This window comes from Cardiobacterium hominis (assembly GCF_900637305.1).
Taxonomy (GTDB): domain Bacteria; phylum Pseudomonadota; class Gammaproteobacteria; order Cardiobacteriales; family Cardiobacteriaceae; genus Cardiobacterium; species Cardiobacterium hominis.
This window is the reverse complement of record NZ_LR134365.1, coordinates 2,368,288-2,388,385: the sequence shown is the minus strand read 5'-3', so window position 1 is coordinate 2,388,385 and position 20,098 is coordinate 2,368,288. Positions and strand designations below refer to the sequence as shown.

Genomic DNA, 20,098 nt, shown 5'->3' with positions numbered 1-20,098 from the left:
ATACGTACAGCTGGCTAGGTGGTTCTTTCAGGCCGATGAAGTGTGCTGCGAGGATTGGGATGTGCCGGAGGTAGATGGGGGAGGGGAGACCACAGGCCGGATGAAAGTTCCGGCCTGTGATTTGCGATATTTACACTTAAGCGCTCAGGTGTATGTGTATGGTAATCGGGAAGTGTGCTTAATAGCCCAATGTCGCCGCGTCTTCGATGCGCGGGTCGGAGGCGCCGTAGAGGCCGTTCGGCGTGACCATGATGGATTGGGTCGAGCCCATCGCCGCCTTGCGCGCGACTTTATGCCCCATGTTTTCGAGGAGGCGGACGGTGTCGGCGTTCAGTGCGTGTTCAACGCGGATTTCGTCCGGCGTCCATTGGTCGTGGATGCGCGGTGCGTGTGTGGCTTCGGCGATGTTCATCTCGTGGTCGATGACGTTGCTGATGATTTGCAGCACGGTGGTGATGATGCGGCTGCCGCCGGGGCTGCCGGTGACGAGGAAGGGTTTGTCGTCTTTGAAGACGATGGTCGGGCTCATCGAGGAGAGCGGCCGTTTGCCCGCTTCAACCGCGTTGGCGTCGCCGCCGATGAGGCCGTAGCCGTTCGGCACGCCCGGTTTGGCGGAGAAGTCGTCCATTTCGTTGTTGAGCAGGATGCCGGTGCCGTCGGCGACAAGGCCGGTGCCGTAGCTGAAGTTCAGGGTGTAGGTGTTGGCCACCGCGTTGCCGTTTTTATCCACCACGGAGTAGTGCGTGGTTTGGTCGCTTTCGTAGGGTAGCGGGTCGCTGTGGCGTATTTCCGCGCCGGGGCGCGCTTTTTCCGGGTCGATTTTGTCGCGTAAGGTGTCGGCGTATTTTTGGCTGGTGAGGCCTTTGACCGGGATTTTGACGAAGTCCGGGTCGCCGAGGTATTCGGCGCGGTCAGCGTAGGCAAGCTGCATCGCTTCTGCCATGAGGTGGATGGTTTTCGCGGTGTTGGCGCCGCTCGCGCGCAGGTCGTAGCCTTCGAGGATGTTGAGGATTTGGATGATGTGGATGCCACCGGAGGAGGGCGGCGGCATGGAGACGATTTGGTAGCCGCGGTAGTCGCCGCGTACTGGCTCGCGTTTGACGGCGCGGTAGTCGCGCAGGTCTTCAGCGGTCATCGTGCCGCCTGCGTCTTTGATGGCGGCGATGATTTTTTCGGCGGTTTCGCCCTGGTAGAAGCCGTCGCGGCCTTGTTCGGCGATGCGGCGCAGGGAGGCAGCGAGTTCGGGCTGTTTGAAGGTTTCGCCGGGTTGCAGCGGGCTGCCGTCTGCGTGGTAGAAGATTTTGGCGGTACTCGGCCATTTGCGCAGGCGCTCGGCGAGGCCTTGCAGCGAGTCGGAGAAGCCGGGAGTGACGGTAATGCCTTCTTCGGCGAGGCGGATGGCAGGCGCCAGCACTTGTTCGCGCGTCATCGTGCCGTGTTCTTTGAGCGCGAGCAGCAGGCCGTCCACGGTGCCGGGTACGCCGACGGCAAGGCCGTGGTAGCGCGAGCGCTCTTCGTCGGCGTTGCCTTCGGCGTCAAGGTACATGTCGCGGAAGGCGGCTTTGGGCGCTTTTTCGCGGTAGTCAATGGCGACGGTTTCGTGTTTTTGCGCGTCGTGGATGAGCATGAAGCCACCGCCGCCGATGTTGCCGGCGCGCGGCAGGGTAACGGCGAGGGCAAAACCAACCGCCACGGCGGCATCGACGGCGTTACCACCCTGTTGCAGGATGTCGCGGCCGACGGCAGAGGCGAGCGCTTCTTGCGAGGCGACCATGCCGTTTTTCGCCCAGACGGGATGCTCGATGGCGTTTTCGGCGTAGATGGCTTCGCTGACGACAGGTGCGGCGGCCGGTGTCGCGGCCGGTTGCAGGGCAATCGCTTGCAGCGACAGGGCGACGGCAGCGGCAAGGGCGGCGTGTTTTACGAGGCGTATTTGCAAGGTTTTTCTCCAGGGGTTGTGAAAAAGCCGCTGTGTTCCAGCGGCCGGTTAGGGTCAGAAATTGTGGCGCATGCCGAGGACGACATCATAGCCGTGCAGCTTGTCCTGCTTCCAGCTTTGCCCTTCAAGCCAGCTGTAGGTGTGCGGGCTGAAGTAATAGGTGTAGCCGAGCGCGCCCTGATACCACTTCTTCTGGTGGTCATAATCGACCATCTCGATGCCGCCGTAGAGGTGGTGTTTGCGCCGCTCCTTGTACCAGATGGCGCCGAGCGCGTAGTGCTCGCCCTTGCTCGCGTGGTGTTCGTAGTCAAAGCCGACGTAAACCGGGCCCTCGCGGTAAGTAACGGAGGCGCCCATGACCTCCCGGATTTTGTCGTTATCGCGCGTATAAATCATGTCGCTGTTGGTGTGCTGATAACCGGCGAACAGCGACCACGGCCCCTTCTCATACGTCGCGCCCACTTCATAAGCATTGAAAGCTCTGCTCTTGCCGCCGGGGATGGCCTCGTGCTTGCCGTCCAACACCGCGCTGGCGCCCAGGGTCAGGCCGCTGCCGCCGATGTCCGCCTTCTCGTAGCGAATCATCTTCGAAGCGGTGGAAAGCCCCGCCCAGCCATAGTCGAAAATATCCTGAAAGACGCTGGCCGCTGAGCCGTAGTCATACCAAAACGTATCCTGGCGGCCGAGCGTCAGCTTGCCGAAATCCCCCTTGAGGCCGATATAGGCATAGCGGGTGGAATTCAGCCCGGAAATATAATCCGGCTTGGTTGGCGTCTGGCTGTCAAAGCGGAAATTAAAAATAGCGGCGGCCGTTTCGCCCAACCGCTCCTGCCCTTCAAAGCCGATGCGCGCCGCATGCGTATAGAGGTTATGACTGCTACCTTCGCCCTTGCTGTAACCATTCCAGACGGAATAGGCGAGCGCGCCATAAAGCGTCGTTTCACTTTGATTTTTGACGGCTTCGGCGGCGTGCAGCTGTGAAGCAAAAGCATAAATACCAATAACGGCCCACGAAAGTCTCATGATGCAATCTCCTGTCAAATCGCCGCGCTTTTTCATTGCCCAAAGACAGCAAAATTCTGCTAAAAAACGGCAGAAAATCCTGCAAAAAATGGCCCGAAAAAAGACGCGGGGCGCATTAAGTCCAATGTCATAACGACGCTTGCGAAAACTGCATGACCGGCTGTAAATACAGCATAAAATCATCGAGACCTGTAGCAGAATCGCCCAGAAACCCGAAAATATATGGCATAAACAAACCGCCCTGCCATTTCCGTCTGCCGGAATATATCCTGTTTAATGGCAATAGTGCAATAGGGGGCGCGGCAATTTTGCAGTAATTATTTTTTCTGGCGCAGAATGGCAATAATTTTTTAGGAAATAGAGTCTGTTTTTTATTAAGACAGCGCTGTATTTTTAATTCATCGGACTTCATTTTTTCATTACAGGCAGGCTTACAAAAAAGCGGCGGCGGGGTAAAACTTTTCTGTTGCCAAGAGGGAGAACGCGGTGTTGTAGGGAAAAACGCTACCGCGGCACCGCGTACAAATATGGCCATACACCGAAAGACTCAGAGCTCGTGCAAAATCGCAGAGAAGCTGATTTTTAGCGTTCTGTGTAGTGACCGAAGCGAGAGACAAGTCGCCGATATGCGCCCTCTTTCCCCGCCCGTTGCGGGCTTCGTCCTGCGGGGGAGGGGGGCTTAATTGTCCACACGGGCAAGTAAGGCGCAGAAAAAAGCCCCTGCCGTAATGGCAGGGGCGTGCTGAAAGCGATAATCCTGTTCCCCCGAGCGGTGTTTTATGCTTCCCATTTTTTGCTAAGCAAGAGAGCACCGGGGAGGGGGATTTTGAACCGGTTAGAACAGCGGCTCGTTAAAGTCGAAGGCGAATTTGTCCATCGGTGGGACGATACCGTCGCCCTGGATGTACTGGATGTCGTGCGGCCAGACGCGCGAGAGTTGCGCCGGAGATTCCATGTGGTCGGCAATCAGCATGGTGTGGTGTTCTTCGGCGTATTTTTTAACTTCCCGCATGAATTCTTCTTCTTCGCGGTCTTCAAAGGTGTCGATTTCGCGCATGTCCAGCTTGATGATTTCCGGTTTGACCCGCTCCAGCATTTCACGCACGGTGGTGTCCATGCGGCCGACGTCGGCCAGCGCGAAACGGCAGCCCTGCGGGCGCATTTTGTTGATGAGGTGCACCGCGCCGGTAAAGCCGTTGGCGAGGTTTTCCAGTTTGAGTTCAAAGACGATTTGGTTGGGCGCGATACCGGTGGCACGCAGTTGGCCGTCAATCCATTCAGGGAAGGTTTCATCGAGCAGGGTATCGGTGCTGAGTGCAATGTAGCATTGCAGCGCGCGCTGCTCGCCTTCGTAGGAGAGGATGTCCTGGATGAGGGTGTTGATTTTGTAGCGGTCGAATTGGCGGGCGAGGCCAAAGCGTTCGGCCACTTGCAGCAGTTTGTCCATTTCCATTACCGGCGCGGCACCTTCTCCTTCGGCGTCGCTCGCCGATGGCAGGACGAGCAGGCGGTCGGCGTAACGCGGCACGCCATCAACTTCAAGTGCGCTGATCGGCTGGTATTGGACGCGCAGGCGTTGTTCGTCGAGGATGGCTTGGATTTCGTTGACGCGGCGTTCGTCTTTGCGCGAGATATCGCCGCTCATCGGCTCGGCGACGCGGTCGCTGCTTTGGCTCATGGAGAGGCCGCGCACGGCACGGAAGCCTTTGGAGACGAGGTCGTCGTAGCTGCTTTCGGTGGTAATTTCGTAGATGCCGGCGAAGACTTTGGGGTGGACGAGGCGGCCGATGTTTTCCGGCACGACTTCGTCAAGGTGGGCGATGAGGCCGTTCACCCGTTTGATACTTTCTTCTTTTTTGCCGGTCAGCCACAGCGCCAAGCCATCATCGGTGAAGCGGACGATTTCGGTGCTGGGCGGCAGGAAGCGTCTGGTGGTGTCGGCGACGGTTTTTATCATGATTTCTGCCGCCTTGTAGCCGTCTTTTTGCCAGACTTCGCGGTAGTTTTCGATCCAGGCGTACACCCAGTAGCCGAGTACGGCTTTTGGCTCGCTGCGTTCTTGGGTTTGTTTGATGGAGGCGGCGATAACGCGCGGCCCGGCAAGGCTGGTAGTCGGGTCCAGTCCGGTACCGCCACCGCTGCCTCCCGCTTCGGTTCTGCGGAAGTACATTTGCAGTCCCGGCTCGTCGTGGATGGTGATGCGGGAAACGCTGATATTTACATCGACTTTGCCGCCGTTGATGGCTTGCAGTTCAAAGCGTTCGCTCGGCACGACTTCTTTTTCGGTCGCTTTTTTCAGGAGCGCCTTGATGCCGCGCTCGCTTTTGTGCGGCACGAAGCTCATCAGGGTCAGTTCGTCCAGCGCGGCATGGTCTTTGACGCCGAAGGTGTGTAAAAACGCGGGGTTGGCGTCGATAAACAGGCCGTCTTGTACGTAGGCGACCGGGTCGGGCAGGTCGTGGTAGATGCGCTCGTAGCGGTCGGCGACGGCTTTGGCGTTTTTTTCAACGCTGCGCAGGGTGTCGTCAAAGTGGGCGACGCGCATCAGCTGCTGCACGTGTTTGACGGCGCTCAGCAGGTCGCGGCGGGCGCAGGCGTATTCGGCGCCTTGTTTGATCCATTGGTCAAGGCCTTCCGGCTTGCTGTCAATGACGATGACCGGCACCGGCGGGTGCATTTTTTCGCGCACGAAGGGGCGCAGTTTGTCCATGGATGGCAGGCCTTCCTGCACCGCGAGGACGACGATGTCCGGGCGGCTTTCCAGCATGCGTGATTCTGCCTGTTCGAGGGTTTCCGCGCGACGTTCGTTCAAGAGGAAAAAGCGCTGCACGCCCTTGCTAAAGGCCAGCATCCATTCCATGTCGTTGCTGATCATCAGAATCGAGCAGGATTCTTTGACGGTTTCTTCTGCCATGTTGTATTCCTTTCAATGTGTTCCAAAAAGTGCCGCATTATGCAATGAACGGCGCATCTTGCCAAATGCTAATAAATGATGCGGCTGCGGATGGTACCGGCGACGCTTTTGAGTTGTTCCAGCGCGACTTGCGAGTCGCTGTGCGCCACGTCCATCACCAGATAGCCGATTTCGCCTTTGGTAATCAGCGTTTGTGCGGCGATGTTGATGCCGTGTTCGGCGAAAAGGTGGTTGACCGCAGAGAGCACGCCGGGCTGGTTGCGGTGGATGTGCAGCAGGCGGTGCGTGTCTTCGCGCAGCGGCAGCGATACTTCGGGGAAGTTGACCGCGCCGACGGTCGCGCCGCTTTTCAGGTACTGCACGAAGCGTCCCGCCACTTCCAGGCCGATGTTTGCCTGCGCTTCTATCGTCGAACCGCCGATGTGCGGCGTGAGGATGACGTTTTCCATGCCACGCAGGGGGCAGTCCAGCGGCTCGTTGCCGCCTTTCGGCTCAACCGGGAAGACGTCCAGCGCCGCACCGGCGATATGGCCGCTCGTCAGCGCTTCCGCCAAATCGTCAATGACCACACACTGCCCGCGCGCCGCATTTACCAGCATCGCGCCCGGCTTCATCAAATACAGTTCGCGTGCGCCAATGAGGTCGCGCGTGTCGGGCGTTTCCGGCACATGCAGGCTGACCACGTCTGCCTGCGCCAAGAGCGCGTCAAGCGAGGGGGCGGCTTCCGCGTTGCCGAGTGGCAGACGCGACTGGATGTCGTAGAAAATCACGCGCATGCCGAGGTTTTCCGCGAGTACCGACAACTGCGCGCCGATATTGCCGTAGCCGATAATGCCGAGCGTTTTGCCGCGCGCCTCGCAGGCGCCTTTGGCATCCTTTGGCCACTGCCCGCCATGCACCGCCTGATTGCGTGCCATCAGGCCGCGCAGCAGGCAGATGATTTCTGCCAATACCAGTTCGGCGACCGAGCGCGTGTTGGAATAAGGGGCGTTAAACACCGGAATGCCAAGCAATTGCGCCGCCTCCAGCGCCACCTGATTGGTGCCGATACAAAAGCAGCCAACCGCTTTCAGATGCGGCGCCGCCTGCAACACCTCGGCGGTGAGCTGGGTGCGCGAGCGGATGCCGACCACGTCTGCATTTTGCAAGGCTTCCGCCAACGCCGCGCCTTCCAGCGCTGCCGGACGCAGCTCAACGCGGGCAAACCCCGCCTGTTTCAGCGCGGTAACCGCGTTCGGGTGGATGCCTTCCAGCAGCAAAATGCGCGTATCGTGATTCAACATGTCCAACTATCCATCATTCATTAAGGATTCAGATTATAGCACCCGGCTACAGGCGCGGCGCGATGAACGTCGCCATCCTTCCTGCCTGCGCGCCGTTGCGGCGGTGCGAGAAAAAGCGGCTGTCGGCGAACGAACACAGTCCGCAGTCGCTGATTTGCGCCGCGGGCAAGCCCGCCTCCTGCAACTGCATCCGAGCAATCGCGGGCAAATCGGCAAGCCAATGACCGGGGCGGTTGGCGACAAACGCCGTGGCATAGCGCCCGTCCGCCTCAACAAAGCGCTGGAAAAATGGCGCATCCACTTCATAGTTCTCCTGGCGGATACACGGGCCAATCCAGGCAAAGAGCGAAGCGGGGGCAACCGCCATCGCGGCCACCGTCGCCGCGATAATGTCGCGGTGCAGCCCCGGCCAACCGGCGTGCACCGCTGCCCATACCGTCGCGTTGCGGTCAGCCAGCAACACGGGGACACAATCGGCGGTCATCACCACCGGCACGCGCGCTGCCTCGCGGCTCACCAGCGCATCGCCCTCGACACCCGCCTGATAATCCACCGCCTGCCACACCGTGGCGCTATGCACCTGGCTTAACCACAACCAGCGCGCCTCCGGCAGCAGCGCCGCCAGCCGCGCCCGTGCGGCCTCCACCCGTGAAGGCTCATCCGCCACATGGCGCGCCAGATTAAAACCTTGGGTAACTAGCGGGTTATCCGTCATCGAAGTGCCGGCGACAAAGCGGTCGGCGAGTGGCCAATCGGCCGGTAGCCACGGGATTTCCGCGGGAAAAAGCGCTTGCATCGAACCTCCAAATCTCTATAATGCGCGGCTTCAAGTCGGAGTGTAGCGCAGCCTGGTAGCGCACTTGCATGGGGTGCAAGGGGTCGCAGGTTCAAATCCTGTCTCTCCGACCATCAAATCCCAAACGCCCAACCTTCACCGGTTGGGCGTTTTTATTTACCTATGCGACCAGCGCGGCGTGAGTGGCGCATCGCTTTCCGCGAGCAGACAATGCAGGCGGGCATAAACCGCTTCCGGCGTCATCCGACCGCCACTGAGCGCACCAAGACGCGCCGCGCCGACCGCATAACTGTGCCCGGCAACCTCGCCGCGCCAGCACTGGCTGACATTCACCACGCATACCCCGCGCGCCATCGCCGCTTGTAACGCCTGATGCAAATCGGCGCGAACCGGCAAATTGCCGACGCCGTAGCTCAAAAGCACCAGGGCGCGCAGCCGCGTATCCGCCAAAAGCGGCGCGAACGCAGATTCCGGCATTCCCGGCGTCACCAAAAGACTGGCGACCGCTCCTTCCTGAAAGCCGCGCCAATCGCCGCACAAAAAAGCGCTCTCCTCGCCTTCCTCAAACAGCGGGGCGGACAGCGTCGCCATCTCACCATCAAACATCCCCAGCCAGTCGGCGTTCGGACTGTCAAAAGCGGCAAAAGACTGCGCGTCCAGCTTGCGCACCGCATCGCCGCGCAGCAGGCGGTCATAAAAAAACACCGCCGTCTGCTGCACCGCATCCATCGCCGCAAATGCGAGCGCGCCGCGCACATTGCGCAGCGCGTCACTCTCCGGCTGACCGAGCGGAATCTGCGAACCGGTGAGCACCACCGCCCGCCCCAGCCCGCGCAACATCTCGCTCAAAGCGGCGGCGCTATAGGCGAGCGTATCGGTACCGTGCAAAATCACAAACCCGCGGTAATCCTCGCGCCGCGTTGCGACCGCATCGGCAAGGCGCTGCCAGGCGGCGGGCGTGGCGGAAGAACTGTCAATCGCCGGCTCGCAGGTGAACACCGCAAACGCCACATCCGGCAGCGCCGCCTGCAAACGCGCGACGAACTGCGGATCAGACACCAGCCCGGCCGGGCCCGGCTTCATGCCGATGGTGCCGCCCGCATAAATCACCAATATCCCGCTCACAAGCGGCTCCCGGCGCGCCATTCCACCAACCAGGCGATGACCAGCAGACCGACACCGACACAAATACCCACATCGGCGACGTTAAACGTTGGCCAGTAAGCGCTGCCAATGTGCCAGCTGATGAAATCGACCACCTTGCCGTGCAGGATGCGGTCATACAAATTGCCGATGGCACCGCCGAGAATACTGGCATAGGCGAGGCGCGTCAGCGCGTTGGTGCGCTCAAAAACAATCGCATAACACAGCCACAGACCGATGACGGTGGCGATGCCCATGAAAAACCAGCGCTGCCAGCCGCTGCCATCGGCAAACAGGCTGAAAGCCGCGCCCTTGTTGAACGCGAGCTTGAAATCCATCCACGGCGTCAGCCGCATCACCACACCGTTACCGAGCGTCTCCAGCGCCCACAACTTGCTGAAATAATCCGCGACAAACCAGGCAATGGCGACGAGAAAAGCCAGAATCTTCTGCATAAAAAACCTCTAAAAATGAAAGCGCGGCATTTTATACCAAGCCGCGCAGAACACGCTGCCGTGCGTATCCGGTTACTGGGACGACGCCTTGGCCTGCGGCGTCTCAGGCGTGCGGTATTCGGCGATGACGTCGGCGAGCGGCGGGTTGGCGCGCGCCTTGTTGCGCACGAAAACAATCGGGCCGGGGCGGTGCGCCAGCGCGTCGAAACGGGCGCTCATGACCGGATCGGCGCTGTGGTAGCGCGTATCGCGCGTGGCGGGAATGCCCGCCTCCTGCAAGGCTTTTTGCAGGGCGTCGGCCGTTTGCCGCAGATCGTCCGGGCTGTGCGGCGGGGTGAGGATGAGGACGGTGTTGGCATCAGTGCCGTGCGGCAGGGGAACGTCAATGAAGCCGTGCGCGCTGGTGGGGACGTCAGCGAGCGGGTCGCGGCTCCAGAAATAGAGGCCGCCGCAGAAGGCGGCAGCGAGGATGAGGACAACGAGAATGCGCATGGGGGTTCCTGGTAACGGTCAATAGATTCAGCGGTTGTCTTGAATCAGATAGTAATGGTCGTCGTGGAAGCGGTCGCGGCGCAGGTCGGCGAGCGGTAGCCAGAAGGCGGCCGCGGCGTCGTCCATGCCCTTGACCGCAGGCGGTTCGCCGTCAAGGTGAATGATGTGCAGGTGGGTGATGACGCGGCCGATGGCGCTGCGGTCGGGCTTGTCGGCGGTGAAAACGCGGCGGATGGCATCGCGCGGCAGTTGCAGCCCGGTTTCCTCGCGCAGTTCGCGCAGGCAGGCGTCGCGCAGGTTTTCGTCCGGATTGAGAAAGCCGCCAGGCAGGGCGAGTAGGCCGTATCCCGGTTGGCCGCCGCGTTTGACGACGAGGACGTGTTCGCGGCAAAGGACGAGCGCATCAACGGTGACGAAGATGGGCGGGTAGGGCGCGGCCGCCCAGGATTGCTTGTAGTCTGCGACGTAGCGCGCCTCGGCGGCGACGGCGCGGTAGGCGTCTGTCGTGCGGAAATCGCGCAGGGCGGCGGCGACGGCGGGCGGCAGTTGCGGTTCATCCCAGGCTTCGCCGTCCGGTAAAAGAAAATAGCGGCGGCGGATGGGGGTGGCGCTGATACCGTCGGTGTCGGCCTCGCTGACGTAATCCCATTGCGGAAAGAGGCGCAGGTAGAAAGAACTCGCGTCTTTTTCGTGGCCAAAGAGGCCGACGCGCGCGGCGGGCGTGCCGTGTGCGGCGAGTACGGCGGCGACGGTCGCCTCCACTTGCGCCGTCCAGCGTTCGTCGTGGTAGGGGTCGTCGTGCAGCGGGCGGATGTCGGTGCGGGCGTTTTCGTCCGCATCAAGCGCGGCGCGAATCATCGCTTCGCGTTCGGCAAACGTCCACGGGTTGCGCGAACTGCGCGGCGCGTCTGCCGTGCCGACGAGCAGGATGAGTCGTCCGGCGCGGGCGAGGGCGCTGCGCACCATGCGCAGATGGGCGTTGTGGAAGGGCTGGAAGCGGCCGATGAATACTAGATAGTCGTGCATGGGATTCTCGCGGTGCAAACGGGGGATCACGCGCTACAGCGGCGCGCAGGGCGGACAGTTTATCCCAGTCGCGCAAATCGTTGCAGCATCCCTGCCGCGATGTGCAAGCGGCTCGCGCCGGAGAACGCCCCATGCTTTCGCCGCGTGGTCCGGTGCGCCAAATGGCAAAGAATCCGCATGGAAACAGGCAGAAAGCGTATAATCCGCCGCCTTCATTCACACACAGGAGCAAAGCATGTCTCACGTCCTCATCATCGGCGCCGGTGGCGTCTCCAACGTCGTCGTCCACAAATGCGCGCAGGCGAAAGACACCTTCAGCAAAATCACCCTCGCCAGCCGCACTCTCGCCAAATGCGAGGCAATCGCCGCGGCGGTCAAGGCCAAATACGGCGTGGAAGTTGCCACCAGCGCCGTCGATGCCGACAACGTCGCCGAGCTCACCGCGCTGATTGAGCGCATCAAGCCCGATTTGGTGCTGAACGTCGCCCTGCCGTACCAGGACCTGCACATCATGGACGCCTGCCTCGCCACCGGCGTGGATTACCTCGACACCGCCAACTACGAGCCGCCGGAAGAAGCCAAATTTGAATACAAATGGCAGTGGGCGTACCACGACCGCTTCAAGGCGCGCGGCATCATGGCGCTGCTCGGCAGCGGATTCGACCCGGGCGTGACCAACGTCTTCACCGCCTACATCAAAAAACACCTACTCGACGAAATCCACGAGCTGGACATCATCGACGCCAACGCCGGCGACCACGGCCTGCCCTTTGCCACCAACTTCAATCCGGAAATCAACATCCGCGAAGTCACCGCCGAAGCCAAGCATTGGGAAAATGGCGCCTGGCAAATCACCCCGCCGCTCGCGCATAAGCGCGTTTTCGATTTCCCGCAAATCGGCGAAAAAAACATCTACATGATGTATCACGAAGAATTGGAATCCTTGGTCAAACACTATCCGGAAATCAAAACCGCGCGCTTCTGGATGACCTTCTCCGACAACTACCTCAACCACCTCAAAGTGCTGGAAAACGTCGGCATGACATCCATTGAGCCGGTGCTGTTTGAGGGCAAAGAAATCATCCCCATCCAATTCCTGAAAGCCGTATTGCCCGACCCCGCCTCACTCGGCCCGCGCACCAAAGGCAAAACCTGCATCGGCTGCGTCGCCAAAGGCCTCAAAGACGGCAAAGAAAAAACCGTTTACGTCTATAACATCTGCGACCACGAAGCCTGCTACGCCGAAGTCGGCTCACAGGCCATTTCCTACACCACCGGCGTACCGGCGATGATTGGCGCGATGATGATGCTGCAAGGCAAATGGCATCAGGCAGGCGTTTACAACATGGAGCAATTCGATCCCGATCCCTTCCTTGAAGCCTTGGCACAGTACGGCCTGCCGTGGGAAGTCAAAGAACTATAAAACGATTCATCCGGTGGGGCTTGCCCCACCATTTTTGTTATATAGAGGCGGTTACGACATGAAACTCTACGGCATCCCTACCTGTGACAGCGTGCGCAAAGCGCGCCGAATCCTCGACCAGCGCGGTGCGCACTACCAATACATCGACCTGCGGCAAAACCCGCCGGACGACGCACTACTGCGCGACTGGTTCGCCCGCTTTGGTTCCGCGCTGGTGAACAAGCGCTCTACGACCTACCGCGAACACAAAGCCGCGGTGCTTGCCGCCGAAGCGGCGGGAGATGACGCCCTCATCGCCTTGTTGCATAAATATCCAACCCTGATCAAGCGCCCGGTGATTTCCCGCGACGATGACGTTTGGCTCGGCCTCAACGTCCCGCCGTTACAATCGCCCTGAATGAACGTCCAGGAAAAAAGCGCCGCATCGGGCGCTTTTTTATCGTGTGAACGCACTCAAACCGCCGCTACATCGACCGCCAGCCGCTTGCCCGCATCGCTGCTTTGCTGCGCCAGCTCCGTCAAATAAATCACCCACAGCGCATCTTCCGCCGTAACTGCTAGCGGCGCTTCACCGCGCAGGGCGGCGGCGACATTGCGGTAATAAGCGGCGAAATCCCCGCGCACGGGCGGCACGGTGCGGGCGTCGCCATCCGGCGTGTAGTGCGTGCCGAACTGCGCCGCATCTTCCCGCCCGTAAGCGGCATCGCGCGGCGACATTCCCGCCTTTAACTGCGCTTCCTGCACGTCCAGCCCGAATTTGACGAAATTGCCGCGGTCGCCTTCCACGCGAAAACGTGCGACCGGTGTGCAGGAATAGGGCGAAGTGTGCAATACCGCTTCAAAATCAGGGTAGTGCAGCTGCACGTGCGCATAATCGACCGTCGGGCTGCCTGGCCGTAGCGCGCGACAGTTACCCGTCACCGCCTGCGGCATGCCGAACAGCGTCAGCGCCTGATCGAGCAAATGCGCGCCGAGGTCGTACCAAATGCCCGCGCCCACGCCGGGATTCTCGCGCCAACGGTCGCGCACTTCCGGGCGGAAGCGGTCCCAGCGCGACTCAAAAAAGCGCAACGCGCCTAGCTCGCCGCGCGCGAGCAGCGCTTGCAGCGTCAAAAAATCGCTGTCCCAACGGCGGTTATGAAAGACGGATAACAACCGCCCGGCGCCTGCGGCGAGCGCCATCAACTCGCGTCCCTCGGCGACCGTGTTCACCATCGGTTTTTCCAGCACCACGTGCCGCCCGGCAGCGAGACACTGCGCGGCGAGGGAAAAATGCACCGCATTCGGCGCGGTAATCACCACCAGCTCAGCATCCGACTGCGCCAGCATCGCCGCCGTATCCGCGTACTGCGCTACCGCCACATCCGGCTGCGGGCGGCTGCTCACCAGCGCGGTCAGGCGGAAATCGTCGCTCGCGGCGAGTAGCGGCAAATGAAAAGTGCGAGCGGACATGCCGCAGCCCACAAGGGCGACCGGAATCGGCTTCATGTTTTTCTCCGTGGATAAGGTGCGGTGCATCGTAGCGCGTTATCCTTCGCAAGGTTACATCGTCAGGAATTTTTCTTTATTTCCTGTTTGAAAACAGTACTTAAAATTTTTATTTACAAACGTGCTTAACGTTATTTACAAATGATTTCATCCGGCGTATGGTTGGCGTCGTGCCACAGACGAACGTCATCCGGCACCACACTCATTCCTCAACCGTGGAGGTTTTCATGCAACAGTCCCAATATATCGACCACACTTTGCTCGCGCCGGAGGCAACAGCCGCGCAGATTGCGCAGTTGTGCGATGAGGCGCGCACGCACGGCTTCTTTTCGGTTTGCGTCAATCCCTGCCGGGTAGCGCAGGCGAAAGCGGCGCTCGCCGCTTCGCCGGTGAAGGTTTGTACGGTTATCGGCTTCCCGCTTGGCGCAACGACGACGGCGAGCAAGGCGGCGGAGGCGCGCGAAGCGCTGCAAAACGGCGCCGACGAGCTGGATATGGTGATGAACATCGGCTACGCGAAGGAGGGCGATTGGGCGGCGGTGCAAGCCGATATTGCCGCCGTCGTGCAGGCGGCAGGCGACAAGGCGCGGGTCAAGGTGATTTTGGAAACCTGCCTGCTGGATGACGCGGAAATCCGCCAGGCGTGCGCGGCTGCGGTCAAAGCCGGGGCGCATTTCGTCAAGACTTCGACCGGCTTTGCCAAAGGTGGCGCGACCGTGGAAGCGGTGCAACTGATGCGCGCGTGCGTCGGGCCGGATTTTGGCGTCAAGGCTTCCGGCGGCATCCGTACCCCGGAAGCATTCGCCGCGATGATTGCCGCCGGTGCGAACCGCATCGGCGCCTCTGCGGGAATCAAATTGTTAAGTTAATTTTGCAGGAGACGAGTCATGTTGATTAAAACTGATGCGCAGCAATTACCGGATGGCTATCTCGACCGCACACCGATGTTTCAATACATTCTGCTTTCCATCTGCTTCCCGATGTGGGGGATTGCCGCAAGCCTGAACGATATTCTCATCACCCAATTCAAATCCATTTTTACGCTTTCTGATTTTGCCTCGGCATTTGTGCAAAGCGCCTTTTATGGCGGCTATTTCTTGCTCGCCATTCCGGCCAGTCGCGTAATTCGCCGCTGGAGTTACAAATTAAGCATCCTGATAGGGCTGTCGTGCTATATCGGCGGCTGTATGTTGTTCTTCCCAGCCTCACACATGGCGACCTATTCCGTCTTTCTCGTCGCGCTGTTTGCCATTGCCGTGGGACTTTCTTTCCTGGAAACGTCCTGCAATACTTATTCGTCGATGATTGGCCCGAAAGACAAGGCGACGCTGCGTCTGAATATTTCGCAAACCTTCTATCCGATTGGCTCTATTTTCGGCATCCTTCTCGGCAAATATCTGATTTTTACTGAAGGCGAGGCGCTGCACAAACAAATGGGCGCGCTTGCAGGCGATGAACAGCGCCAATTCGCGGAAGCGATGCTGCAACGCACCCTGCAACCGTATCAGTTCATTATTCTTGTCTTGGTGGTATTGCTGATTGTCGTGGCCATCACGGAGTTCCCGCGCTGCAAACCGCTCGCTGCTGACTCCAATGAATCCAAGGCAACGATTGGCGAAACACTGCGTTATCTCGCCGGTAATGGCCGTTTCAAAGCCGGTATCGTCGCGCAGTTTCTTTATGTGGGTATGCAAACCGCGGTGTGGTCTTTCACCATTCGCCTTGCCTTGCAACTCGATCCGGCGCTGAATGAACGGGTTGCTTCCAATTATATGATTTGGGCATTCATTGGCTTTTTCGTCGGCAAGTTTATCGCCAATATCCTGATGACGAAATTCAATGAAAATAAAGTGCTCATTGTTTATTCTATCCTCGGCGTGCTAGCATTGCTGTATGTAATTAACGTACACAATATGAGCGCGGTTTGGGCGGCGATCTTTACTTCCGCATTATTCGGCCCCTGCTGGGCGACCATTTACGCCCGCACGCTCGATACCATCGAAGACAAACGCCATACCGAAACCGGCGGCGCGGTCATCGTCATGTCCATTATTGGCGGCGCGGTCATTCCGGTTATCCAGGGATTTGTTTCCGACCACACCGGCTCGATGCAAACCGCTTTCATCGTATCGCTGCTTTGCTTTGCCGCCGTCCTCGTCTATTTCATCAGCGCCCGCCGCTGGGAATTGAATAAATAAAGGAGCGCACCATGTACAAACTGCCCTTGAACAACAAAGCGCTTTTCACCGCAGAAGCGCAAACCCTGCTGCAATCGGATGCCTTCACCGTCACCACGCGCCGTTACCCGCGCGGCATCGAAAGTCTGACCATCGCCAACGCGCGCGGTCATCTGGAAATCCTGCCCTTCATGGGGCAAATCCTCTGGGATGCGGCTTTCGACGGCCACTCGCTGCGCATGAAAAACATGTTTGCGCGGCCACAACCGGCAGCAGAAATCGTCGGTACCTACGGCTGTTTCGCCTTCCATTCCGGCCTGCTTGCGGGCGGTTGCCCCGCGCCGGAAGACACGCACCCGCTGCATGGCGAGTTTCCCTGCGCGCAGATGGACCGCGCCTGGCTGGAAATCGCGCCTGACGCCATCCGGCTGGTTAGCGAATACGAGTACGTGCAGGGCTTTGGCCACCACTACCTCGCCCGCCCCTCCGTGCGGCTTGCCGCCGCTGCGGCACGTTTCGACATCGACATGGAGGTGGAAAACCGCTCCGCCTACCAGCCGATGCCGCTCATCTATATGTGCCACATGAACTACGCCTACGTTGCAGGCGGCGTCATGCAGCAAAACCTGCCCGACGGCGCCTTCCAGCTGCGGCGCACCATCCCGGCGCACGTTCACCCCACGCCCGCCTGGCAGGCGTTCAACGAGGCCATTCTGAACGGCGAAGTCAGCGCCGATACCCTCGACCGCCCGGACTGCTACGACCCGGAAATCGTCTATTTCGCCGACAACCTCGCCCAATACGGCGAGGCGCTCGAATTCAGCCTGCGCGATCCGGCAAGCGGCGTTGCCTTCAGCACCCGTTTTAACAGCCGCGATTTTCCCTGTGCGACCCGCTGGATACTGAACAACCCCGACCAGCAAGTTGCCGCCTTCGTCCTGCCCGCGACCGCACGCCCCGAAGGCTACCGCGCTGCCGCAGCCGCTGGCACCCTGCAATGGCTCAAAGCGGACGAACACAAACACTTCCACGTCAATACCGGAATCCAGGAGTAACCCATGGACATCGCAGTCATCGGCTCCAACATGGTCGATCTCATCGCTTACATCACCCGCATGCCCGCCGAAGGCGAAACCATCGAAGCGCCCGACTTCAAAATGGGCTGCGGCGGCAAAGGCGCGAACCAGGCCATCGCCGCTGCCCGCCTCGGAGCGGACGTCTTGATGCTCACCCGCGTCGGCAACGACATCTTCGCCGACAACACCATCGAAAACTTCCGCAAAAACGGCATCGACACCCGCTACATCCTGAAAAGCCCGGCATCAAGCGGCGTCGCGCCCATCTTCGTCGATCCCGAGTCGCACAACTCCATCATCATCGTCAAAGGCGCGAACAACCTGCTTTCCGTCGAAGACATCCGCGCTGCCGCAGACGACATCCGCCGCTGCAAACTCATCGTGCTGCAACTCGAAATCCCGACCGAAACCGTCTATGCCGCGGTACGCTTCGGCGCGGACAACGGCATTCCGGTACTGCTCAACCCCGCGCCCGCCCAGCCCGACCTCGTGCTGGAAAAAGTCAAAGCCTGCGAATTCATCGTGCCGAACGAAACCGAACTTTCCCTGCTCACCGGCATGCCGGTGGACAGCGAAGATGACATCAAAAACGCCGCCGCCGCCCTGCGTGATGCGGGCGTCAAAAACGTCATCGTCACCCTCGGCAAACGCGGCGCGCTCTGGCTGGCGCAAGACGGCACGGAACAACACTTCCCGCCGGTTAACGTCGCAGCGCGCGATACCACCGGCGCGGGCGACGCCTTCATCGGCTGCTTCGCCACCGTGTACGTCAAAACCGGCGACGTGGCGCGCGCCATTACCGCCGCCAACCACTACGCCGCCGACTCCGTCACCCGCCTCGGCACACAAACCTCCTACATTGACCGCGAAGCCTTTACCCGCATCTATCCCGAATTTGCGCAAATCGGCGAATAACGCGGCATATCCCGCAAAAAGCCCCGCAACACGGGGCTTTTTCAGTCTCTCCCAAAAATAACGCAATACCCGGGACAAATCGCTTACAATCCGCGCCGTTTCAGCCTTACTGAAGCGCCCTTTTAGCAACCTCAGGAATCCCATGAAAAACCTACTGAAAAACACCCTCGTCGGCATCACGCTCGCCGCCATGACGACTGGCGCCATCGCCGCCACCAAAAGCGACGAACTCGCCGAAAAAATCGGCACGGAATTGATCCAGGAATACATGAGCCAAGCCAGCTCTGGCAAAGAGCCTACCGAAGCAGAATTTGCGCAAAACTTCATGAAAAAAATGCGCAGCCATCTGGGCGAATTCAAAGAAGCCGTTACCGGTGATTGCGTCGAAATCTATGGCAAAGAGAAAAACAGCGCCTGCCAATGCGTGACCGACAAACTGGATTTTGAAGCCAATTTCGCCGTTATCGAAAAACAAATCAGCGGTGCGTCTGCAGAGTCCATGGAAAAAGAAATCAACGCCCTCACCAAAAACGAAGAAGACGCTTACCAAGCCTGCGGTCTGGATATCAAGGTTTCCAGAGCGGCCGACGAAAAAGCGGCAAAAGCGGCAGCCGCAGACGACAAAGGCGCCAAGAAAAAATAAGGCCTGCCTTTTCCCAAAAACCGCGCTCCGGCGCGGTTTTTTATGCGGCGACTGGTGTGCGTGGCGAGGTTATTCACCGGCTACCACAGATTTTCACAGCATCTAACAAGAAATTATCGCATTTACACGCGCGTTACCTTATAATCCGCGAGCCCTTTTCGGGCACTATTTCCCCTTACATTCAAGAGGTTTACATGAAAAAGCTGCTGCTTGCTGCCGCGTTGGCGTTCTCCGCTGCCGTCCCGGCATTTGCCGAAATAACCGCGACGGACGTCGTTGGTCGTACTGTGACCGTACCCAAAGTGCCGGAGCGCATTGTGCTCGGTTTTTATTACGAGGATTACCTCGCCATTGGCGGCAAGGACGCGGTGGACAAGTTGGTCGCGCTCGCGCTTTTCACCTGGAAAGACTGGCGGCCGCAGCAATATGCGCGCTATGAAAAAGCCTTGCCGAAGCTGAAAGATATTCCCGATATTGGCAACACCGAAGACGGCACCTTTTCCGTCGAGAAAATTATCGCCACCAATCCTGATTTGGTGATTTTGGGCGTCTGGAACTATGAAGGCCTGGGCGAATCGGTCAAGCAATTCGATGAGGCGGGCATTCCTTATGTCGTCCTCGATTACAACGCGCAAACCGTCGAAAAACACACGGTTTCCACGCTCGCCTTGGGCAAATTGCTCGGTCAGGAACAACGCGCGCAGGAACTCGCCGATAATTACAAAAATGCCTTTGCCGATATTGAAAAGCGCATCGAGAAATTAAAGCCGTCGCCGAAAAAAGTTTATGTAGAGCTTGCGCAAAATGGCGCGGAAACGTTCGGCAATTCTTATGGCAACACGATGTGGGGCGCGCTGCTGGAAAAACTGGGCGGCAAGAATATCGCCGCCGGTCAGGTGAAAGGCGCGGCACCGCTGAGTCCGGAATATATCCTCGCCGAAGCGCCGGATTTGATTTTCCTTGCCGGTTCGGAATGGAAGAACAAGCCGCAGGCGGTCGCCGTCGGTTTTTCGGCTGATCCGAAAGTGGTCAATGAACGCATTGCCGCTTATCTGAAACGTCCGGGTTGGGCAGATTTGCCGGCGGTGAAAACGGATAATGTTTTTGCCCTTTATCACGGCGGTGCGCGTACCCTTTCGGATTATGTCTATGCGCAATTCATTGCCAAGCAGCTTTATCCTGAAGTCTTCAAGGATGTCGATCCGGTGAAGAATTTGCAGGAATATTACAAGAAATGGCTGCCGATTGAGGCCGACGGCGTTTTCATGACGCAGTATCAACCGGCGAAATAAAGGTATTACAGCG

Annotated in this window: 19 protein-coding genes and 1 tRNA gene; 9 read left to right on the top strand and 11 right to left on the bottom strand. The window is 59.2% G+C overall.

Going from position 1 to position 20,098, the window contains the following annotated elements; all coding sequences use genetic code 11:
- Positions 1-178: 178 nt before the first annotated feature.
- From ggt to pgeF, 6 genes are all read right to left on the bottom strand, one after another.
- Positions 179-1,939, bottom strand: coding sequence for a gamma-glutamyltransferase (ggt, locus tag EL199_RS11505; protein WP_004143203.1), 1,761 nt, complete (start codon positions 1,937-1,939; stop codon positions 179-181).
- A 54-nt stretch (positions 1,940-1,993) separates the two neighbouring features.
- On the bottom strand, positions 1,994-2,962 hold the full coding sequence (locus EL199_RS11500; protein ID WP_040356099.1) for a porin: 969 nt from the start codon (positions 2,960-2,962) through the stop codon (positions 1,994-1,996).
- Between the two features lie 127 nt (positions 2,963-3,089).
- On the bottom strand, positions 3,090-3,497 hold the full coding sequence (locus tag EL199_RS11495; RefSeq protein WP_126316090.1) for a hypothetical protein: 408 nt from the start codon (positions 3,495-3,497) through the stop codon (positions 3,090-3,092).
- A 300-nt stretch (positions 3,498-3,797) separates the two neighbouring features.
- Positions 3,798-5,876, bottom strand: a complete 2,079-nt coding sequence (locus tag EL199_RS11490) for an EAL domain-containing protein (protein WP_004143207.1) — start codon at positions 5,874-5,876, stop codon at positions 3,798-3,800.
- A 68-nt stretch (positions 5,877-5,944) separates the two neighbouring features.
- A complete protein-coding gene (gene serA / locus EL199_RS11485; RefSeq protein ID WP_004143209.1) occupies positions 5,945-7,159 on the bottom strand; it encodes a phosphoglycerate dehydrogenase in 1,215 nt (404 codons plus the stop codon).
- A gap of 46 nt (positions 7,160-7,205) precedes the next feature.
- A complete protein-coding gene (gene pgeF, locus EL199_RS11480; protein ID WP_004143212.1) occupies positions 7,206-7,955 on the bottom strand; it encodes a peptidoglycan editing factor PgeF in 750 nt (249 codons plus the stop codon).
- A gap of 36 nt (positions 7,956-7,991) precedes the next feature.
- On the opposite strand from pgeF, the gene EL199_RS11475 reads away from it, so the two are divergent.
- Positions 7,992-8,068 (top strand) — tRNA-Pro (locus tag EL199_RS11475).
- A gap of 43 nt (positions 8,069-8,111) precedes the next feature.
- On the opposite strand, the gene EL199_RS11470 is transcribed toward EL199_RS11475, so the two are convergent.
- The 4 genes from EL199_RS11470 to EL199_RS11455 all read right to left on the bottom strand — a co-directional run bounded on the left by EL199_RS11470 (position 8,112) and on the right by EL199_RS11455 (position 11,071).
- Positions 8,112-9,080, bottom strand: a complete 969-nt coding sequence (locus EL199_RS11470) for an asparaginase (RefSeq protein WP_126316089.1) — start codon at positions 9,078-9,080, stop codon at positions 8,112-8,114.
- Entirely contained in the window at positions 9,077-9,553 is a 477-nt protein-coding gene (lspA, locus tag EL199_RS11465; RefSeq protein WP_004143216.1) for a signal peptidase II, read from the bottom strand. The genes EL199_RS11470 and lspA overlap by 4 nt, the downstream gene beginning before the upstream one ends.
- A 72-nt stretch (positions 9,554-9,625) precedes the next feature.
- Positions 9,626-10,045 carry a hypothetical protein gene (locus tag EL199_RS11460; protein WP_004143219.1) on the bottom strand — a complete coding sequence of 140 codons (420 nt, stop codon included), beginning with the start codon at positions 10,043-10,045 and terminating at the stop codon, positions 9,626-9,628.
- Positions 10,046-10,072: 27 nt separating this feature from the next.
- Complete coding sequence (locus tag EL199_RS11455) at positions 10,073-11,071, bottom strand: bifunctional nicotinamide-nucleotide adenylyltransferase/Nudix hydroxylase (protein ID WP_004143221.1); 999 nt, start codon at positions 11,069-11,071, stop codon at positions 10,073-10,075.
- Positions 11,072-11,306: 235 nt separating this feature from the next.
- On the opposite strand from EL199_RS11455, the gene EL199_RS11450 reads away from it, so the two are divergent.
- Positions 11,307-12,494 (top strand): saccharopine dehydrogenase family protein, encoded by a 1,188-nt coding sequence (locus EL199_RS11450; RefSeq protein WP_004143223.1) that lies wholly within the window; start codon positions 11,307-11,309, stop codon positions 12,492-12,494.
- A 58-nt stretch (positions 12,495-12,552) separates the two neighbouring features.
- Positions 12,553-12,891, top strand: coding sequence for an arsenate reductase family protein (locus EL199_RS11445; protein WP_004143225.1), 339 nt, complete (start codon positions 12,553-12,555; stop codon positions 12,889-12,891).
- A gap of 56 nt (positions 12,892-12,947) precedes the next feature.
- Here EL199_RS11445 and EL199_RS11440 read toward each other — a convergent pair whose 3' ends face one another.
- Positions 12,948-13,982, bottom strand: a complete 1,035-nt coding sequence (locus EL199_RS11440; protein ID WP_040356105.1) for an oxidoreductase — start codon at positions 13,980-13,982, stop codon at positions 12,948-12,950.
- 227 nt (positions 13,983-14,209) lie between these two features.
- On the opposite strand from EL199_RS11440, the gene deoC reads away from it, so the two are divergent.
- The 6 genes from deoC to EL199_RS11410 all read left to right on the top strand — a co-directional run bounded on the left by deoC (position 14,210) and on the right by EL199_RS11410 (position 20,085).
- Positions 14,210-14,851 (top strand): deoxyribose-phosphate aldolase, encoded by a 642-nt coding sequence (gene deoC, locus EL199_RS11435; protein WP_040356108.1) that lies wholly within the window; start codon positions 14,210-14,212, stop codon positions 14,849-14,851.
- Between the two features lie 18 nt (positions 14,852-14,869).
- Positions 14,870-16,180: an L-fucose:H+ symporter permease gene (gene fucP, locus EL199_RS11430; RefSeq protein ID WP_004143229.1), complete on the top strand. Its 1,311-nt coding sequence runs from the start codon at positions 14,870-14,872 to the stop codon at positions 16,178-16,180.
- A gap of 11 nt (positions 16,181-16,191) precedes the next feature.
- Complete coding sequence (locus EL199_RS11425) at positions 16,192-17,214, top strand: aldose 1-epimerase family protein (protein ID WP_004143231.1); 1,023 nt, start codon at positions 16,192-16,194, stop codon at positions 17,212-17,214.
- 3 nt (positions 17,215-17,217) lie between these two features.
- Complete coding sequence (gene rbsK, locus EL199_RS11420; RefSeq protein WP_004143233.1) at positions 17,218-18,150, top strand: ribokinase; 933 nt, start codon at positions 17,218-17,220, stop codon at positions 18,148-18,150.
- Between the two features lie 142 nt (positions 18,151-18,292).
- Positions 18,293-18,793, top strand: coding sequence for a hypothetical protein (locus EL199_RS11415; RefSeq protein WP_004143235.1), 501 nt, complete (start codon positions 18,293-18,295; stop codon positions 18,791-18,793).
- 194 nt (positions 18,794-18,987) lie between these two features.
- Positions 18,988-20,085: an ABC transporter substrate-binding protein gene (locus EL199_RS11410; protein ID WP_004143236.1), complete on the top strand. Its 1,098-nt coding sequence runs from the start codon at positions 18,988-18,990 to the stop codon at positions 20,083-20,085.
- The last annotated feature ends 13 nt before the right edge of the window (positions 20,086-20,098 follow it).

Excerpts from the sequence above, each read along its gene's own strand:
- EL199_RS11500 (WP_040356099.1), bottom strand. The coding sequence starts at position 2,962 with ATGAGACTTTCGTGGGCCGTTATTGGTATTTATGCTTTTGCTTCACAG.
- EL199_RS11495 (WP_126316090.1), bottom strand. The coding sequence starts at position 3,497 with ATGGCCATATTTGTACGCGGTGCCGCGGTAGCGTTTTTCCCTACAACA.
- EL199_RS11490 (WP_004143207.1), bottom strand. The coding sequence starts at position 5,876 with ATGGCAGAAGAAACCGTCAAAGAATCCTGCTCGATTCTGATGATCAGC.
- serA (WP_004143209.1), bottom strand. The coding sequence starts at position 7,159 with ATGTTGAATCACGATACGCGCATTTTGCTGCTGGAAGGCATCCACCCG.
- pgeF (WP_004143212.1), bottom strand. The coding sequence starts at position 7,955 with ATGCAAGCGCTTTTTCCCGCGGAAATCCCGTGGCTACCGGCCGATTGG.
- lspA (WP_004143216.1), bottom strand. The coding sequence starts at position 9,553 with ATGCAGAAGATTCTGGCTTTTCTCGTCGCCATTGCCTGGTTTGTCGCG.
- EL199_RS11460 (WP_004143219.1), bottom strand. The coding sequence starts at position 10,045 with ATGCGCATTCTCGTTGTCCTCATCCTCGCTGCCGCCTTCTGCGGCGGC.
- EL199_RS11455 (WP_004143221.1), bottom strand. The coding sequence starts at position 11,071 with ATGCACGACTATCTAGTATTCATCGGCCGCTTCCAGCCCTTCCACAAC.
- EL199_RS11450 (WP_004143223.1), top strand. The coding sequence starts at position 11,307 with ATGTCTCACGTCCTCATCATCGGCGCCGGTGGCGTCTCCAACGTCGTC.
- EL199_RS11445 (WP_004143225.1), top strand. The coding sequence starts at position 12,553 with ATGAAACTCTACGGCATCCCTACCTGTGACAGCGTGCGCAAAGCGCGC.
- EL199_RS11440 (WP_040356105.1), bottom strand. The coding sequence starts at position 13,982 with ATGAAGCCGATTCCGGTCGCCCTTGTGGGCTGCGGCATGTCCGCTCGC.
- deoC (WP_040356108.1), top strand. The coding sequence starts at position 14,210 with ATGCAACAGTCCCAATATATCGACCACACTTTGCTCGCGCCGGAGGCA.
- fucP (WP_004143229.1), top strand. The coding sequence starts at position 14,870 with ATGTTGATTAAAACTGATGCGCAGCAATTACCGGATGGCTATCTCGAC.
- EL199_RS11425 (WP_004143231.1), top strand. The coding sequence starts at position 16,192 with ATGTACAAACTGCCCTTGAACAACAAAGCGCTTTTCACCGCAGAAGCG.
- rbsK (WP_004143233.1), top strand. The coding sequence starts at position 17,218 with ATGGACATCGCAGTCATCGGCTCCAACATGGTCGATCTCATCGCTTAC.
- EL199_RS11415 (WP_004143235.1), top strand. The coding sequence starts at position 18,293 with ATGAAAAACCTACTGAAAAACACCCTCGTCGGCATCACGCTCGCCGCC.
- EL199_RS11410 (WP_004143236.1), top strand. The coding sequence starts at position 18,988 with ATGAAAAAGCTGCTGCTTGCTGCCGCGTTGGCGTTCTCCGCTGCCGTC.